This window comes from Bradyrhizobium sp., from assembly GCF_016462955.1.
In the GTDB taxonomy this organism is placed as follows: Bacteria; Pseudomonadota; Alphaproteobacteria; order Rhizobiales; family Xanthobacteraceae; genus Bradyrhizobium.
In genome coordinates, this window is record NZ_JAEMSD010000079.1 from 1 (window position 1) to 16,321 (window position 16,321).

The following is a 16,321-nucleotide window of genomic DNA, read 5'->3' on the forward strand; positions in this document are numbered from 1 at the left end:
ATAACGGCGCAGACCCGCTATCATACGGCGGCGCGGTTCGGCAGCGACCTTCCTAGTCGGCTTGCCGTCGGGCGCGGCCTTCTGCTCAGGCGCGAATTTGACGACCTGATCAGCCATAGCGCGGCTCCTTGCGTACCTGCTCGGCTCCAGCATTTTGAATTGCGTTGCGCACGTTTTCCTTGATCGCTTCCAGTTGTGTCAAAAGACGGTGGGCGTCCGCCGGGAGAATGCCGTCGAGCGCGGTCGCCGTGAGTTCGGATCGCAGACCGCTCAATTTGCCGAGCAATTGACGTCCAGCTTTCCGAAGATGAAGCCGTTTGATGCGACGATCGTTTGCATCCCCCCGCCGCTCGATCCAATCGCTCTCGCACAGCTTGTCAACCAGCCGCGTCAACGTGATCGGCTGCATCTCCATCTGATCGGCAAGTTCCGCCTGGCTCATGCCCTCGTTGCGCTCCACCTTGGCCAGGACCGCCCACTGCGCCCGGGTGATGCCAAACCGCGCGGCTTCCTTGTCTGCATACACGCGAAGGACGCGTGTCAGCTCGGCGAGAGTAAACAGAAAATTCTGGTCTACAGAACCGCGGCTCATAAGTTCAATCTCCATAACTTTAATATATTATAAGCTAGCTCATATATAGCAGTCAAGCGCCGGCGCCATACAAAATGCCAGGATGTCCAGGCTGGATGAGAGCCAATGGAGTCAGGAGCGATAGTGCGCTGGCGGTGACAGACGTCTGCTCAGCAACAATTTTGTCGATCATTCTCGGCTCGCGATGGGCGCTCTGGCGGTGGTCAGGCGCTCGGCCAAGACCGATTGGGTCGCCGCTGCCGGACGCCGGCCTGCGGTGAAGCCCTTGGTTGCGCGCAAAGCAGGAGGATCGATACGCGATCCTACGGTGGTGTTCGGCAAAGGGAACGATGGCAGTGCAACCTCGCAAGGCGTCGCCTCGCAACGAATTGCCGCAAACCAAAGGAGGATACGCGACCGCGGGCGATCGATCCCCATCGGCCCACCTACGCAACGCCCGCCGTAGGCATAACTGACTACGTCTTTACTTTGCCTTCAAGATACTGCCTCGCGTCTGCCACGGTGACGATCGACTCTGCGACCTCGTCGGGAATCTCGCAGCCGAAGGCCTCTTCGAAGGCTATGATGAGCTCAATTGTGTCAAGGCTATCGGCACCCAGATCCTCGATAAACCGCGCCGAGTCGGTGATCTTTTCCGGCGCAACATTCAAATGCCGGCCAACTATTTCTCTGATCCGATGGCTAAGGCTATCCACGGCTGGGGTCCCCGATCCGGCACCATCGAACATTGCCGCGTATTCCAAAAACGCGTCAAGGGAGGAAGCGGTTCCCTGTAGCCGCCACAAATGAAAGCCGCGGTGAAGCCCACGGGACATTGATCGACGCTGAAGTGGGCCACGCGCCTCGGATCCGCCGTTATTGCGATGTCGACGACTAACGCCGACTGATGAGGACGTTTAGCCGCACCACGGAGCCGGATCATAGGGAAGGCAAGAGAGCGATCATGGACTCCTTGCTCCGGGCGATTCGAGAATAACCTCCTTCAAGTGGTTGCCGCTAACGATCAAGACGAGGAACTGCAGCTTACCATCGTTGTTCAGAAGACTTGCGCCAATCGCCTTTCCGTCTGCGGCCTTCTCCGCGATAAGCACGGCGTCCGACAATTTTAGCCGAACGCTCTCCAGGGCGACGAAGTTATTCCGATCCTCAGTATCCAGATTCTCGAGGGACATGACGGTTTCATGGCCCGCAACCTCTCCGGTCTTCCCGTCGATTGCATTTTCCCAGATCCGAGCTTTACGGGTCGTTCTTACCTTGTAAACGGCAGACCCCGACGAGCTATCGAAGGTGACATCCGCAGCTCTCGACCCCGCGTGCAGTTGCTGCGCGATCGCGATCGCCCGCCGCAATGACACTTTGGCTTCGCGGAAGAGTTCGAGTTCACGTCTAGCCGCATCATTGTCGGCATCCTCTTTGTCGACTTGAACTGCAGCTTGATCCTGCAAGAGAAGCGTCGTTGCGTCGGACCAAACGATCGCCTGCGACGGCGAGCACGCCACGAGCGGCAGGAGAGGAATGAGATACTGGATTGTCTTTGACATCAGCCATATCCGTAATGATCGAGCCCTTACCCATCTAGCCAACTGCTTCCGCGGGCTCGCTGCATCGCGATGTCTTGTATGCAAGACTATCATAAGCTTGCTTGTTTAAGCAAAACGCGCTATTGTTATTTGGAGACGGCTTAAAACTGTCGCGCGTTGGATGCGGCGCTCGCTTCGTCCATCGTGCAAATAAGAATAGGCGGACGGGATGCGGGACGCCCTCATGAACCAGAAAGCTGGATCAAGCTCGGCGCCAATATCCGCGCTAGTTGGCGCTGGGTTGGCCTTCGGGATAGCCCTCGCTATCCTCAGCCTTATGTATATCCTTTTTGTATGATGCTGCCCTCCACCAATCCCTGTTTTGCAGCAATTCAGCCAGGCTGGATGTTTACAATCAACGCAAAGCGCTTCCACTTGCCAGGAGGATGAGCAATCTGGGACGAAAAGATCGCGATAAGTGCGTTGCACAACGTTCGAAAGATTTGGCAGTTCGAACCAAGTCGGCATGGCTAAGGGGCGATGGAGGAAAGTGATGTTGAGGTCCTTTGCGGATCATTTAGTCGAGCAACAATTCCCTGGTACCGGGTAGTTACATGACGCCGACGATGCTTGCTGGGTACCAGGGCCACCCGATTGCGGCCTCGATCGAAGGGAGTGAGCAGGCCTTCCCAGTCGTCCTGGCGCACGGCGGAGGGCAGACGCGTCGCGCCTGGAAGGGGATTTCAAAACTTCTGGCAAGCCAAGGATTTCGCGCAGTCGCAATCGACATGCGAGGGCATGGCGACAGTTTCTGGGCTAAGGACGGAGCCTATGATATCCGCGATTTTGCAAGTGACCTTGTGGCCATCGCTAACGCGAGCACAAGAAAGCCGGCCTTGATTGGCGCCTCCCTCGGAGGGCTGGCAGGCATTATCGCCGCGGGCGAGCTTAGCCCTGAGAGCTTTGCATCGCTCACACTGGTCGACATCACCCCGCAAATGGAACCAGAAGGTGTGGCCCGGGTGGTCGGCTTTATGGCCGCGCATGCGCGCGAAGGCTTTGCCTCGCCCGAGGAGGCCGCGCAGGTCATCTCCCAATACTTGCCGCATCGGCAAAGCCGGAAGGCTTCGCCGGGGCTTCAGCGGTATCTTCGTCTGGGGGAAAACGGGAGGTACTACTGGCATTGGGATCCCGCATTCATCGAAGGCGTGATGCAGGCCCGAATAACGGACGTCGAACTCATCGATCATCGACGTGCGGCCTTTAGCGCGGCAGCTTCACGATTGCGCTTGCCGGTGCACCTGATCCGGGGAGGGTCAAGTGATCTGGTCTCGCCCGAGGCCGTGGCCCATTTCAGGAGCCTGGTTCCACACGCCCACTATAGTGACATTGCGGACGCCACACATATGGTGGTCGGAGATCAGAACGACGCCTTTGGCCAGGCCATCGTTGAATTTCTGGTTCGTACGCACGGGGCTGAGGTGGCCCGGTGAGTTCGGAGCAGACCAAGCCTTACGATCTCGAGCAATTGCGGGAGCGCCTGCAGGTCGCGCCCTTCCATCGCTGGCTGGGCATCAATCTGGTTACCCTAACCCGGGATGAGCTGATCCTCGAAATGCCTTGGCGCGACGAGATTGTGTCCAATCCTAAGATCGCTTCCGCGCATGGCGGCGTTCTTTCTGCATTGATCGACCTGACGGGGCTGTACACGATCCTCGCATTTGGAGGGACAGCGCGCGCGACCATTGATCTGCACGTGGACTTCCACCGACCTGCAACACCCGGCGCGCTGCGCGCGATTGGCCGACCTGTCAAAATTGGGCGTCAAATGAGCGTTGCCGCAACACGAATCGTCAGTGGTGACGGCGCCCTCCTGGCGAGCGGGAGAGGCGCTTATGTTGGTGGCTAGGCTGACAATGCGCCGTTGTTTGAGCTTGACCAAGATGCCATTCGCTTTGCGTCAGAGCCAACAAGCTGATCGCGGTCAGAAGCTCCGGTGCCACAGCAACTTACCCTTAGGTGCTCGGGTCGGGATCCCGGCCTCAAGTCCTACGCTCGACTCGCCCAGCGGCTTGACAAACGATATGCCTGCTACGTGCTTGGCCTCAGCGACAAGCGCCGAGGCCCCCGGAACGTTATGCGGCACCGTCGCGTCACAAGAAAAGATACTCATCGATAATAAAGGGAGATAAAAATGACTGCCGTTACCGACAAATTCGCCGCTGCTTCTATCGCGCTCACCTTGTTGGGTCTCTCGACGTGCACCGCGCTGGCGCAGAAGAGGTACGATACCGGGGCCACGGACACTGAGATCAAGGTCGGCAACATCATGCCCTATAGCGGCCCGGCATCCGCCTACGGTGTGATCGGCAAGACCGAAGAAGCTTACTTCAGGATGGTCAACGACCGCGGCGGCATCAATGGTCGGAAGATCAATTTCGTCACCTATGACGACGGCTATTCCCCGCCGAAGGCCGTCGAACAGGTTCGCAAGCTCGTCGAAAGCGACGAGGTACTCCTCGTTTTCAATCCGCTCGGCACGCCCTCGAACACTGCGATCCAAAAGTACCTCAATTCCAAGAAAATCCCGCAATTGTTCGTCGCCACCGGCGCCACCAAGTGGAACGATCCGAAGCATTTTCCCTGGACCATGGGCTGGCAACCATCCTACCAGAGCGAAGCCCAGATCTATGCGAAATGGCTGATGAGGGAGAGGCCCGATGCGAAGGTAGCAATTCTCTACCAGAACGATGACTTCGGGAAGGACTACGTGAAGGGTACCAGGGACGGCTTCGGAGCCAAGGCCTCCAGCATCATCATGGAAGAAAGCTATGAAGTTTCCGAGCCGTCGATCGACTCCCATATCGTCAAGATCAAAGCCGCCAATCCCGACGTCCTGCTGATCTACACCACGCCGAAGTTCGGCGCCCAGACCATCAAGAAAACAGGCGAACTCGGCTGGAAGCCGTTGCAGATCATGACCAACGTCTCAGCCTCAGTCGGCAGCGTTATGCAGCCCGCGGGCTTCGACAACGCTCAGGGCGTGATATCTGCGGCCTACGCCAAGGATGCAACTGATCCGCAATGGGCCAAGGACTCCGGCATGATGAAATGGTCCGAATTCATCGACAAGTACATGCCGGGAGCTGACAAGACGGACAGTGGCCACGTCTATGGCTACGGGGCCGCCCAGACCCTGGCGAAGGTGCTTGAAATGTGCGGCGACGATCTGACACGCGCCAATGTCATGAAGCAGGCAGCGAGCCTGAAGGAGTTTACCCCTGACACTCTTCTGCCCGGCATCAAAATCAACACCGGTCCGGCCGACTTCGCGCCGATCAGCTCGCTTCAGCTGATGAAGTTTCAGGGCGAGAAGTGGGAGCTGTTCGGCGACATCATCAATGGCGACGTCGCGACAGAATGATGGTCGAAAAAACGCAGCAACGAGCATGCGCTTAGACGCCAAGCGGCTCGTCAAGGGGAATGGAACGCGCTGGGACTGGGTGGGGCGCTCCAGGGCAATTCAAGCGTAAACTCAGCAAAGCCTCAGACGGCCAGGGCCCTCGGGTCTGGTGAACGGGTGACTGATCGGGTTTGGACTTGGTTGGCAGTGCCATCGTAAGTCACAGCCATCCGACTCCCGAGCAAGAACAACCGTGGGAGTCCCCCCTTTGTTCGAACCATCACCTGGATCGCCGGCATCCGCACTCGTCCGCTGGGGTGACGATTCTGCTTCTCTTGTTCTGCATTGTCGCGACGGTTGGGTTGGCTCGAGCGGAGGTACTTTCCCAAAAGCCCAGTTCGGCTCATTGATTGACCTCGTGAATTCAGCGCTCACGCTCACGCATTCTCGCGCTTTGACCAGTCTGAGCTCGGATCTCCTTATCTCCTTGCGACGGATAACGATCTCGAACCGGTTCCATGACTGTTGCCCGCGCAAACGAATGTCCGTTCTCCAGATGCTGGGCAATGCGCTCCTTGGCGAAAGCCATAATGTTGTGACGAGCATTCTCATCGTTCGGCAGAGCGCGTTCGACAAGCTTGTTGATGACGGCCATCTGGGATTGGGCCGCGAGCAGGTCGGAATCATACGCGGCCGCCGGTCGGTCTGCACGGCGTTCCTCTACCGTCACACTCCACATGTTGCGCCACATCTGGCGCTGTTCAATACGAGCGAGTCCAGTGGCGTCGTCTACTGACTTGATCGCCCTGATGACGGGTACGACGTTATCTCTTCGCAGAGAGATACGGTCGCCAGGCTTGGCGCCACTATCTGCGACGTCTGCTACAATGCCGACGCCCCACACCTGATGTCGCCGGCCATTGTCCAGTTCGATGGCTACATAGGTTGATGGCTCCGCGTCGGCGCGGTTGCGGTAGGGGCCATAACCGACCTCCAGCAGACGTCCGGAAACGCCCTTGTCGTAATCGAGCCTATCCGCCTGTAGTGACCTGTCGGAAGGCGTGCTGGCTCCGACTTCGTTGTTGTGGGCCTGGGCTCGATCCCATCGGATTCGTCGGTCAGCGAGCGCCTGGCGATCGAGCTCGCTTGGTTGATAGCCCTTCACATCCATCCCGCGCGCGCTAGCCTCGAACCAGGCCTCGCGTCGGAACTCGACAGAACCACGGACCTGAAGTGCCTCCCACTGGCGATGTTGTGCCACGCTGACCATGTCCCGGATCACTTCTGCGGCAGCTATGCGGGTGACCAGGCGATCGTCAGTGGTCTTGAACGCGAGGTACTCTTTCCGCTCGTCGGCATAGAGCCGCGCTTCGCGGTCGGATCCATCCTTGTGGAATTCACTGGCCACCACGTAATATTTCCGACGGATGCGGTCCGGAAACGCACTATCTGTGACCTCCGCGGAAGAAGGCTTGTTGGGGGCTGTAGTTGCGGCCTCGTCTTCCCCCTTTTCTCGGGCGGAAGCGTGCCCCGCGCGACGCTGCCGCTGCAGGCTGAATTCCTCGCTCGCGTCATGCCCGCCGTTCATGCTGCTCGCCCTTTTGCTTGCGGCCCGTCCGCCGCGTCGGCGGAATGACCTGAGCGTCGATGTAGTTCAGGGTCCAGGCTTTCAGGTCGTCCTCAGAGAGGCCTTCGAGATCGACATCCACGTCCCCAAAATCGAAGGAGGCGTCGGCGGGAATTGTGGAGGGATCGGCGACCTCCTCGTCGGTCATCGGCCGCGACCGCAATACCGCCTGGAGCTCCGCAACCTCGGAGCGAAGCTCGTTGATCTCGGCGTGAAGCAGTGCTGTCGAGCGACCTTTCGGCAGATTCTGGACAGGCGCGGGTAGCAGGCGTGTGAGGAACGCCTTGTCTTCGTAATAGACGATCTTGTCGGCGACGATCGGCGGAAGGCCGGTGCCCAGGATGAAGGCCTTGGACCTTGGAAGAAGCTTCAGCTCCTGGGGCAGCATCAGGGCGCGCCGATGCTCGGAGACGGTCTCGCTGGTCGACCGCGTTGCCAGCCCTTTCGGTCCGCTGCGGCTGCGCGCTTTGACCGTGTCATAGCCGATGCGCTCCGAGAGTTCATTTGCGACATCCTGTTCTTTCGGCGCGAATACCACTTCGACGGCATGGTTGGTCATGAAGTTGCGGGCCGCATCGATCCCGTAGATCGCCCGCAGCTGGGCCGGACTCTGGACCACGGTCAGCAGACGGATGCCGTAACCGGCGATGAACGCCACCGATTTCGCGAGCACGTTGACATTGCCCAGCGCCGGAAATTCATCGAGCAACAGCAGCACCTTGCGATTGAGTTTGAGATTTTGTTCCGGCAGCTCGCGGGTATTGAGATCGACCACCTGCTGAAAGAACAAGTTCAGAAGCGGCGCCATGCGGTCGAGATTGTCAGGGGTCACGCCGAGATAGATCGACATGAGCCGTTGCCGCAGCTCTCGCAGATCGAAATCATTGGCCGAGGTTGCGGCATCGATGCGGGGATTGAGCCAGAGACCGAGCCGTGCCGTCACGGTTTTGCGCACCGAGTTCATGGTGTTTTCGGACGCAGCGAGAAAATCGTTCAAGGCCGTGACGCAATGCCGCGACAGTGGCGAAGGGCCGGACTTGCGAGTGGCGATGAGTTTCTCAAAATGTGCCTTGAGGTCACTGGCCACGGAGAGCTGGTGCAGGATTTCGCCGATCGTCAATGGAAGACCCGGCGTCTCCGCGACATAACCGCCGATTGCTACGAACGCAGACCGCGCGGCCTCGAACCAGAAGGGATCACCGCGGCTTTCGGCCGGAAACAGCATGACGGAGATGCGTTGCAGATCGTCATAGAGGTCGGCAGGATCCCTGCGCACGTAGCCAAGAGGATTGTAACGCGCGGTGCGACCGTTCTCCTCGAGCGGGTCGAACAGATAGACCTCCTGCCCGTGGGCTGCGCGAAATCCGGCCGAGCGGTCCCAGTTCTCCTTCTTCACATCCAGAACGACGACTGAATCTGGCCAATTGAGCAGGTTCGGAATGACGTAGCCGACACCCTTCCCGGCCCGGGTCGGAGCGTAGACCAGGACGTGTTCCGACCCGCCGAAGCAGAGCAGCGCGCCGTCCTTGCGGCCGAGAAGCACGCCATCTTTGGATCGCAGGCCAGCGGCCTTGATTTCGCGTTCAGACGCGAAGCGCGCGCTGCCGTGCAGCGGGAGAGGACGGTGCCGGAAGATCGCACCGAGCAGCCCAAAGACGACGACCGCGCCGGCAAGGCTCGACAGGGTCAGCCAGCGGTCGAAACGAGGGTCGGCACCGTAGCGGGGCCAGCCGGTGGCGATCTCCGACCAGTGCAGGCCGCCATCGTGAAGCCTGAGCCCCAGCAGCAAAACGTTGGAGGCGACCAGCAGGAACAGTGCGCTGGCCGCGAGCGCGACCGCGAGGCCCTGCGCCGCCTTAACGGAGGTGGTCGCGCTTGCGAACGGGGTCATAGTAGATCTCCGAAATGCGATAGCGACCGTCCCGCTTCCGCATCTGGATGACGACGTCGACGAGAAGCAGCAGCAGCGAGCGGATGTCGTCGCGATGCAGGTCGCGGCCTTCCGCACTTTCCTTGACCAACAAGGTCAGCTGCTCGAAGGCGAGCCGGGCGCTGTCGGCATGAACCGTTGTAATCGATCCTGGATGGCCGGAGTTCACGTTCCGCAGATAAAAGAACGCCGTACCATCGCGCAGCTCCTGCAGCAGAATGCGATCCGGCCGCATCCGCAGGCAGGATTCGAGCAGTTCGCGCGGTCCTATTTTGGCAACGCCCTGCCCGTCCTTGGCGTAAAGCAGCCGCACGCAATTCTGATGAGGGATGACTAGCTCAGCGGTGTCTTCAATGGTGATGAGCCGCTCTTGTGCCGGGATCGCCGCGATCAACGCCTTGGATAGCGTCGTCTTTCCCGAACCAGTCGCCCCGGAAATGATGATGTTGCGGCGAGTTTCGACGGCAAGCTGGAGGAACTCGCGCCAGGCGCCGGCGTCTTTCAGCGCCATGAGCCGATTCTCGTCGGTTGTGAGTTCGTCATCGGCGACACGGACCTCATCGAACAGTTTTGCCTGCTCAAAGGTCTCCAATGTCATCGTCAAACCTGACGGCTTGCGGATGGTAAGACTGACGGTGCCTTCTGGCACCGCCGGCGGGACCACGATCTGGCAGCGCTCCTCGCCGATCAGGGTGGTCGACACCACGGGGTGCTCCGGACCTATGTCTTGACGGGTGTGGCCAGCGGCCGCGGTCGCCAGGTGTGAGAGATAGGCATGCGTCAAAGCTGGCGCTTCGTGCCGGGTCCAGCCGTCAGGTCCTTCCACGAAAACCTCGCCGGGACGGTTGACGATGATTTCGGTCAAGGATTTGTCCGCCAGAAATGGCGCCAACGGCTCGAGATAGCGCGTCAGCACGAGGCGGCTGCCATCGCGCTCGATGGAATGTACGGCGCTCACTTAGTCACCACGGCCGGGGCCGCGAGGCCTCCGGGAACAGTGCGGTCCAAAATCTGCGTGCGGGTCTCGACCCGCCGCAATTGATAGACCGAGGAGAAATCAACATCGCGAGCGACAAAGATGTTGACCAGTTCGCCCTGGTTCTTGTTCAGCGTCGGCGGAATGTTGATCGACTGCTCAACGGCGATTGCCGCGGCGGTATTGGTGGCGCCGGTGGTGTTGTTGATCTGGATGGAGCTGTCCTGCAGCTGCTGGCGCCCGATCGAGGAGGCATCATTGACGACCGACAGCAGCAGTGCTGAGCCAAACCGCTCAAAGAAATGGGTGTCAATGTCGCCGTCGAAGCCGGCGCGCCCCAGCGCATCGGTCGCCGGCGAGGCCAGCGCTGCAATGACGCCGGTCGGCGTTTTGGCGCGAGTCCACAGTACGAACAGGCGTTTTGATCCGCGCCGCACATTGCCGCGATATTCGCCGACCACTTGTGTGCCCTTTTCCATCAGCACCACGTTGCCGGAATCCGACATCACGTCCCGCACGACGACGCAGGAAACGAAACCGGCCACGTCCGAGGACATCGCGGTTTCCAGCACGCACGGGATCGAGGTGCCTTGTGTGACCAGCAGATTGCGGTTGGGGAGCCGCGCCGCGCGCACGCCCTCGATCGGCGTGGGCTTCAGCTTGTCGGCGAGGTCATTGCGCGGCTCGCCCCGGCCAAACCCGTAAGAGTCGGTGACGACACCTCCTGTCACGCTGTCGTGGGCCGCCCGCCCAGCAGAACTTGGCCGGTTATAGGCCAGCACGGGCGCGCGCCGGGCGCTCTCCAGAAGCTGGTCGGAGGCGGGTGCCGGAGCCGCTGGCGTGGCTGGGACCGGAGCGCCTCCAATTGAGGCCGTGGTAACAGGCACGGCCGGCGCTTCCGGGAGGGGCTCGAAGGCCGCCGCCTGGCGGATCACCAGCTTCCGGGCGGAATCGCTGACCGGCTTATCGCCTTTCCAGGTCCCCCAGATGATCAGAGCGGCAAAGGCGGTGAGCGCCAGCGCACCGAAGCCGCGTTTGAGCATTGCCGTTCGGCCATTGTCCCCTCCGCCCACTGGCGTAATGCCGCGGTCGCCGGCGATCGTCTCATCTTGATGTTCGGTCATATCGCCCTCGCCTATCGCGGCCTTGGGGTTAGTGGTGATTTCTTCGCCCGCCGCTCGATCGATGGGCTGGTGGTATTGGTGCCCGGGTTAATCCCCACCGCGTCGAATGCTTCGTTGAAAATGCAGAGAACGTTGTCGCCTTTGCGCAGCCTGAACTCCCGCGCCGTGGCATGAACCACCACGAGCTCCCCGCGGACGTCTTTTGGCACGAGGCTTTCCGAGCCGTCGGAGTTGATCAGATAGATCGCGGGGACTTCGCGGTTGCCTGCGAAGCGGAACGTGGTCTCCTTGCCGTCGTCGAAAACAGCTTCGGGCTCGAGGTCGATCGATCCCTGCGCCGAAAAACGCCAATTGCGCGCGCCATAGGCATGATGCAAGTCGAAGGTCTGGTCGATCAGCGCGCCTTCCCGCTCGGCGCCGCGCGCGGCCGCCTCAGTGCGCCGGCGCTCTATCTCGTCGCCGGGATAGGCGAAGCGGACGACGAAGTAACTCTCCGCGAGCGTCGTCTCGGCAATTGACAACTCGAATTGATACGAGCGCTTGCGTCCGTCAGGGCGCGTGGTGACGACCTGCAAATTGGTTGGTGGATGTTTCTCTCGGGGTTTAAGGAACAGGATTGAGCCCGCCGGTGCGACCTCCCATGCAATCGCGTCACCAATCGCGACATGCGCAACCTCCTCATCGTCGGCAAACAACACCTGTGTTGATGCCCGAATCACGCCGTTGACCTTGACGACGTTGGCCGGATCGTAGGTCACGGTTCTCACGCGGGCATCATGTTGACCTGGTGACGGCTGTTGCAAGGCCATTGCCGGCCCCGCGAATCCGAGGGCGAAAATCATCAAGAGAGCGAAGGATTTCATGGCACGACCTCCGGATCGGCGCGATATTCCGAGACCAGAAAGCCGAGAGGATTAATGAGACGGTCGGCGGAGGACATTGGCGCGTTGGCATAGGTGAACGTCAGGGTCGAGACCCAATGGGTGATGCGGGTTTCCTCGCCTTTGCGGCTCTCTCTCATAAAGCGCACCGAGGCGACATTGTCGGCCAGGAGCGAGATCGCCTTGATCCGCACGGTCGCAACGCCGAAACGGCCCTGAACGACTTGCGGGCTTTCGGGATTGGAGCCCCGGTACCAGACCGCGAACCGTGCCTGTTCGCCCTGCCCCGAGAGTAGCGAAATGGTGCGAAAATTGGTTTCGGCCTCCGGATAACTGTAACCTTCGCGCGCGCGGACGTAGCGACCAAGAAAATACTTGGTAACGGCTTCATCGTAACGCGCCGGCGTTGAATTGAGGGCGGAGACGGTGTCCACAATGCCGGTGGCATTATCGACCCGGATCACGAACGGCTCGACCGTCTTCAGCGGCGCAAGTGCTGCGACTGCGCCAACCGAGGCGACCGCCAACGCGCAGGCAACCGCGGCAATCACCCATGCTGTTCGACGCGAGCGATGGGCCGATAGCAGGAGATCCTGTTCCCATCGCCGCGCATTGTCGAAATAAGCTTTCAGCTCATCGTGGCCGACCATCTTAGGCCTCCTTGCCGCAGGAACGGTAAGAGGCTGCAACGTCGACTTGGTGGCCTGATGCACCCAGTTGCGAGGAGAGTGCCGCCGGGTTGGTCTCACCTTTGCGGATGACTGGTGCTGGAGCGGATGGCGCAGGTGGCGGCTCGGGTGCCGCCAACGGCGTGTTGGTCTCCCAATCCCACAGCGAACGATTGAGCGGCCGCCGAGCTTGGCCATCACATGACGGTGGTCCCTTTGACCAGATCGCGCATCCGCCAAGCTGAAACGCGATCACGCAGATGATAAATAGTCGACGCCACATCGTTCTGATGCCCCTGTTTGTCTTTGTCGTCTGATACCGACGATGATTGCCTACGCCGCCGTGGACCCCTGCGATCGCGTGCGCCGCATACTGCCGCCTTGCCGGCTCGCTCGGAGTGCGTCGAGACCGCGGCTGGCCGACCAGCGGGCACCGGCATAAGCGCCGCCGGCTGCGGTCGTGGCGTTGGCGATCATGGGGCTCGTGACGAGCCGGCTTGCCAGCGACGCACCACCTCCGGCGAGGCCGCCTGCGATGACCGGCAGTTGAAGCGAGATGTAACCGGACAGGCCGAGCACCGCGCTGATGGCGACAGCGGCCACCACCATCTCCCCAGCCGTGCCGGCGTTTGCCGCAAACCTGTCGATGAAGCCGGTAACAGTCGTTAGCATCAGTCCGACCAGAGCGACCACGAGGACCAGGAGGATCACGAAGTTCGCGACTTGCCGAAGCCAGGCTTCCGTAAACGGCCGCGTGGCCTCAAAGAGTCCAAGCGCAATGAAGATCGGGCCGAGCGCGATCACAACGCCCAAACCAACCTTGGCATAGAGCAGGATGGCAAACTGCAAGAAGGAGCCCACCGCCACAAAGACTAGGAGAATGGCGGCGACCAGCGCTGGTGCGATGTTGGTCAGTCCGGCCTGTTTGTAGATCTTATTAGCGACATCAATGCCTTTGGTCAGAAGCTGATCGAACGGAACTCCGGAATTGGTATTCAGCCCGGCACCCGCCAAGGCATTGCCAATCTCCTTCGGCAAGGAATCGAAAAACAGCCCCGTGACGTATTGCTGGAACGCGCTCGAGTTGGTCGCTAGCAGAACCACAACCACGATCCGCATCGCCCGCCAGGCAAATTCCATGATTGGTTCGGAGATTGCGCCGCGCATCACCGCAAAACCGTAGAAGATGACATAGAGCATCACGGCCGTGCGGAGGGGACCATCAATGTAGGAGGCAAGATTCGATACCGAGGTCGACACGAATGCCGTGATCGGCTGCTCGAACTCCTTCAGAAAGCTATCAAAGACGTTTATGGCCATCGCGGCGATCCTTACTTCAGGGCGTCTTCCATCTCTTGGACGGTAATCTTGTTGCGAGCCTCGTTCGCGTTGATGCAGTTCGGCGTCTTCGCGAACTCTCCGGGATTGTCGCCGCACGTAGTGAGAACCGCCGCAAGCTCGTCCCGATGGTCGAGGTACCAGCCGACCGTGTTTGTGCGCTCGCTCTTGTTGTCCTCGTTACAGCCTGCAAGAACAGCGACGAGAGTGAGTACCAAAATGGAGGTGTTCAATTTCATTGCAGCGCCGCGCTCATTTCATCGATCAGTTGCTGTTGTTTCTCGCGCTCCCGCTGGCCATCCATGTCGGTGCGGGCCTGCTGTATCATTGCAAGACCCTGCATCCGCAGCACGTCGTTCTGCAGCAACGCCTGTTCGGCTTGCAGCCGCGCGGACAGATCGAGCGTCTCCTTGACGTCGGTGGCCGAGCTGATGCGCGTTCTCAAGTCTTCGAGTGCTTCGATACGCTGCGATGCTGTGTCATAGACAGCCTGGCCCATGGAGTGCTTGGCGCCAGTCTGCCGTGCGATCCGGTCGAGCTCGCTCTGATAATACGAATTGCCGCTGTTGCCGGCATAGGCGCGGTTCTGCGAAAGATAATGGTTCATCGCGTCGGCGAAGTTGCCGCCACCCTGCCCCGCGACAAGGCGTTCGATATCGGAGAACTGTTGGGGCAGAACTTTCCGGAACTGCGGCGTGTTCAAGAGCGCGCCAATGTCGTTCGCGTTGGTCCGCTTGTTGAAACTGTCATAGAGCTGCTTGGCCTGGTTCAATTGGTCCTGCGCCACCTTGAGCTGGGACGTCAGGGTATCGACCTGCTTCTTCAGTTCCGTCAGCTGCTCGAATTGCCGCGCATAGACGCTAGGATCGAACACAATCTCGGCTCCCGCAGGTGATGTCATCACGAGGGTCAGGACTGAGACGGATGTGAGAACCATCGGGATACGCAGAGCCGTCATCGGACTGTCCTCCGTTCGGCGTGAAAGACCGGCAGCCAGCGGACCGGATCGTCGCCGACCTCCGCCCGAATGCGGTCCAGCAGTTCGACCGTCTCCGTGCGTCCGGACAGCACAGCGAGCGCATCGTCGAAACCGCTGAGATCAAGTTCCGCCACCACCGAGTTGTGGCCCTGCTTGACGAGAAACCGTCGGCTTTCGGGCGCGAGCTCCTCCTTGATCAGGCGGAATTCCGTGTCGGTCAGATGGAATCCATCGACATAGTCCGAGCGTGTTCCCCGCGCGTTTGGCAGGAAGATTTGCGTGGGACACTGTTCGACAATGGTGTGTGCGATCGGGGAAGCCAGCGCATCGCGTGGTGACTGCGTGCCGAACACCATGACGCCGTTCTGCTTGCGGATGGTTTTCAGCTTGTTGTTGGCGAGATCCCGAAACGCCTCGTCGCCAAGCGCCTTCCAGAACTCGTCGATGTCGATGATCAGGCGCCGTCCGTCGATCAGGCGCTCAACGCGATGGAACAGGTACATCATGAGCGGTGTGCGAACGGTGGGATGATCCAAGAGATCGGTCATGTCGAAGCCGATGAACCGGGCCTCTAGCCCGATCGCATCCTGCTCGCCATCCAGCACCCAGCCGAAAGGTGCGCCCCGGCACCATCGCTCCAACCGGGCGCCGATCCCTTCGCGATCCTGTTGGCCGAGAAAAGCCCGCAGCGCCCCGAACGAGCGTTCCGCCTGCCGCAGCTGCCCAAGCGCTCGCAAGCCGGAGTCGATCCGCTCCTCCTCGGTGACGGTCAGCGGACGGGTTTCCGGTGTGACAAGCTTTCGGACGAGTGCGCCCAGGAAGGAAAGATTGGCTGGCGTCAGCTCCAGCGCCTTGAGCGGCGCACAGCCGGTCCCAACGCCGTTGTGGAGCGTCAGATAGGTCCCGCCGGCGGCGCGGACGAAGATCTCGGCCCCGCGGTCCTTGTCGAAGAAGACGTAAGTCGCGCCGAGCCGCTCGGCCTGCGACAGCAGGAAGTTCTGCACGACGGTCTTGCCAGACCCGGAGGGGCCGCAGATGAAGGTATTGCCAAGATCGCCGTGATGGAACGAGAAGTAGAACGGCGAGCCGGACGCGGTCTTGAGCATCGCAACCGCCGGTCCCCAAAGGTTGCCGGCAGGCTTTCCGGTCGGATAGGTGTGGAACGGAGAGAATGCCGCGAAATTGCGCGAGCTGATCGCGCCGGTTCGCGCCCGATACTTGAACAGCCCCGGGAGCTGCGCCCAATAGGCCGCCTCAAGGCCGAGATCTTCGCGGGCCACCAC

16 protein-coding genes are annotated in these 16,321 nt (G+C 60.4%); 3 read left to right on the forward strand and 13 right to left on the reverse strand.

The window, feature by feature from the left end; all coding sequences use genetic code 11:
• Positions 1 to 109: 109 nt before the first annotated feature.
• The 3 genes from JHD07_RS11290 to JHD07_RS11300 all read right to left on the reverse strand — a co-directional run bounded on the left by JHD07_RS11290 (position 110) and on the right by JHD07_RS11300 (position 2,133).
• Positions 110 to 592, reverse strand: coding sequence for a MarR family transcriptional regulator (locus tag JHD07_RS11290; RefSeq protein WP_024343403.1), 483 nt, complete (start codon positions 590 to 592; stop codon positions 110 to 112).
• Between the two features lie 455 nt (positions 593 to 1,047).
• Positions 1,048 to 1,320, reverse strand: a complete 273-nt coding sequence (locus JHD07_RS11295) for an acyl carrier protein (protein ID WP_049820519.1) — start codon at positions 1,318 to 1,320, stop codon at positions 1,048 to 1,050.
• Positions 1,321 to 1,533: 213 nt separating this feature from the next.
• Positions 1,534 to 2,133: a PepSY domain-containing protein gene (locus JHD07_RS11300; RefSeq protein ID WP_024343405.1), complete on the reverse strand. Its 600-nt coding sequence runs from the start codon at positions 2,131 to 2,133 to the stop codon at positions 1,534 to 1,536.
• A gap of 593 nt (positions 2,134 to 2,726) precedes the next feature.
• On the opposite strand from JHD07_RS11300, the gene JHD07_RS11305 reads away from it, so the two are divergent.
• The 3 genes from JHD07_RS11305 to JHD07_RS11315 all read left to right on the forward strand — a co-directional run bounded on the left by JHD07_RS11305 (position 2,727) and on the right by JHD07_RS11315 (position 5,536).
• Positions 2,727 to 3,605 (forward strand): alpha/beta hydrolase, encoded by an 879-nt coding sequence (locus tag JHD07_RS11305; protein ID WP_049820510.1) that lies wholly within the window; start codon positions 2,727 to 2,729, stop codon positions 3,603 to 3,605.
• Complete coding sequence (locus tag JHD07_RS11310) at positions 3,602 to 4,021, forward strand: hotdog fold thioesterase (RefSeq protein WP_049820511.1); 420 nt, start codon at positions 3,602 to 3,604, stop codon at positions 4,019 to 4,021. Before JHD07_RS11305 ends, JHD07_RS11310 begins: the two co-directional genes overlap by 4 nt.
• A 285-nt stretch (positions 4,022 to 4,306) precedes the next feature.
• Positions 4,307 to 5,536, forward strand: coding sequence for an ABC transporter substrate-binding protein (locus JHD07_RS11315; protein WP_024343408.1), 1,230 nt, complete (start codon positions 4,307 to 4,309; stop codon positions 5,534 to 5,536).
• A gap of 403 nt (positions 5,537 to 5,939) precedes the next feature.
• Here JHD07_RS11315 and JHD07_RS11320 read toward each other — a convergent pair whose 3' ends face one another.
• From JHD07_RS11320 to JHD07_RS11365, 10 genes are all read right to left on the reverse strand, one after another.
• On the reverse strand, positions 5,940 to 7,103 hold the full coding sequence (locus JHD07_RS11320; RefSeq protein ID WP_024343409.1) for an LPD7 domain-containing protein: 1,164 nt from the start codon (positions 7,101 to 7,103) through the stop codon (positions 5,940 to 5,942).
• A complete protein-coding gene (locus JHD07_RS11325; protein WP_024343410.1) occupies positions 7,087 to 9,033 on the reverse strand; it encodes a type IV secretory system conjugative DNA transfer family protein in 1,947 nt (648 codons plus the stop codon). Before JHD07_RS11325 ends, JHD07_RS11320 begins: the two co-directional genes overlap by 17 nt.
• Positions 8,999 to 10,030, reverse strand: a complete 1,032-nt coding sequence (virB11, locus tag JHD07_RS11330) for a P-type DNA transfer ATPase VirB11 (protein WP_024343411.1) — start codon at positions 10,028 to 10,030, stop codon at positions 8,999 to 9,001. The genes JHD07_RS11325 and virB11 overlap by 35 nt, the downstream gene beginning before the upstream one ends.
• A complete protein-coding gene (virB10, locus tag JHD07_RS11335; RefSeq protein WP_024343412.1) occupies positions 10,027 to 11,172 on the reverse strand; it encodes a type IV secretion system protein VirB10 in 1,146 nt (381 codons plus the stop codon). Before virB10 ends, virB11 begins: the two co-directional genes overlap by 4 nt.
• Positions 11,173 to 11,183: 11 nt before the next feature.
• Complete coding sequence (gene virB9, locus JHD07_RS11340; RefSeq protein WP_024343413.1) at positions 11,184 to 12,035, reverse strand: P-type conjugative transfer protein VirB9; 852 nt, start codon at positions 12,033 to 12,035, stop codon at positions 11,184 to 11,186.
• The gene (locus JHD07_RS11345) at positions 12,032 to 12,703 is read right to left on the reverse strand and encodes a virB8 family protein (RefSeq protein ID WP_024343414.1); all 672 of its coding nucleotides are present in this window, start codon (positions 12,701 to 12,703) and stop codon (positions 12,032 to 12,034) included. The genes virB9 and JHD07_RS11345 overlap by 4 nt, the downstream gene beginning before the upstream one ends.
• Before the next feature lie 351 nt (positions 12,704 to 13,054).
• Positions 13,055 to 14,041 (reverse strand): type IV secretion system protein, encoded by a 987-nt coding sequence (locus JHD07_RS11350; RefSeq protein ID WP_024343415.1) that lies wholly within the window; start codon positions 14,039 to 14,041, stop codon positions 13,055 to 13,057.
• Positions 14,042 to 14,052: 11 nt separating this feature from the next.
• On the reverse strand, positions 14,053 to 14,298 hold the full coding sequence (locus JHD07_RS11355; protein ID WP_024343416.1) for an EexN family lipoprotein: 246 nt from the start codon (positions 14,296 to 14,298) through the stop codon (positions 14,053 to 14,055).
• Positions 14,295 to 15,017: a P-type DNA transfer protein VirB5 gene (gene virB5, locus JHD07_RS11360; protein ID WP_024343417.1), complete on the reverse strand. Its 723-nt coding sequence runs from the start codon at positions 15,015 to 15,017 to the stop codon at positions 14,295 to 14,297. Before virB5 ends, JHD07_RS11355 begins: the two co-directional genes overlap by 4 nt.
• A partial coding sequence (locus JHD07_RS11365) for a VirB4 family type IV secretion system protein (protein ID WP_291622006.1) occupies positions 15,014 to 16,321 on the reverse strand: 1,308 nt, incomplete at its 5' end. The genes virB5 and JHD07_RS11365, both read right to left, overlap by 4 nt.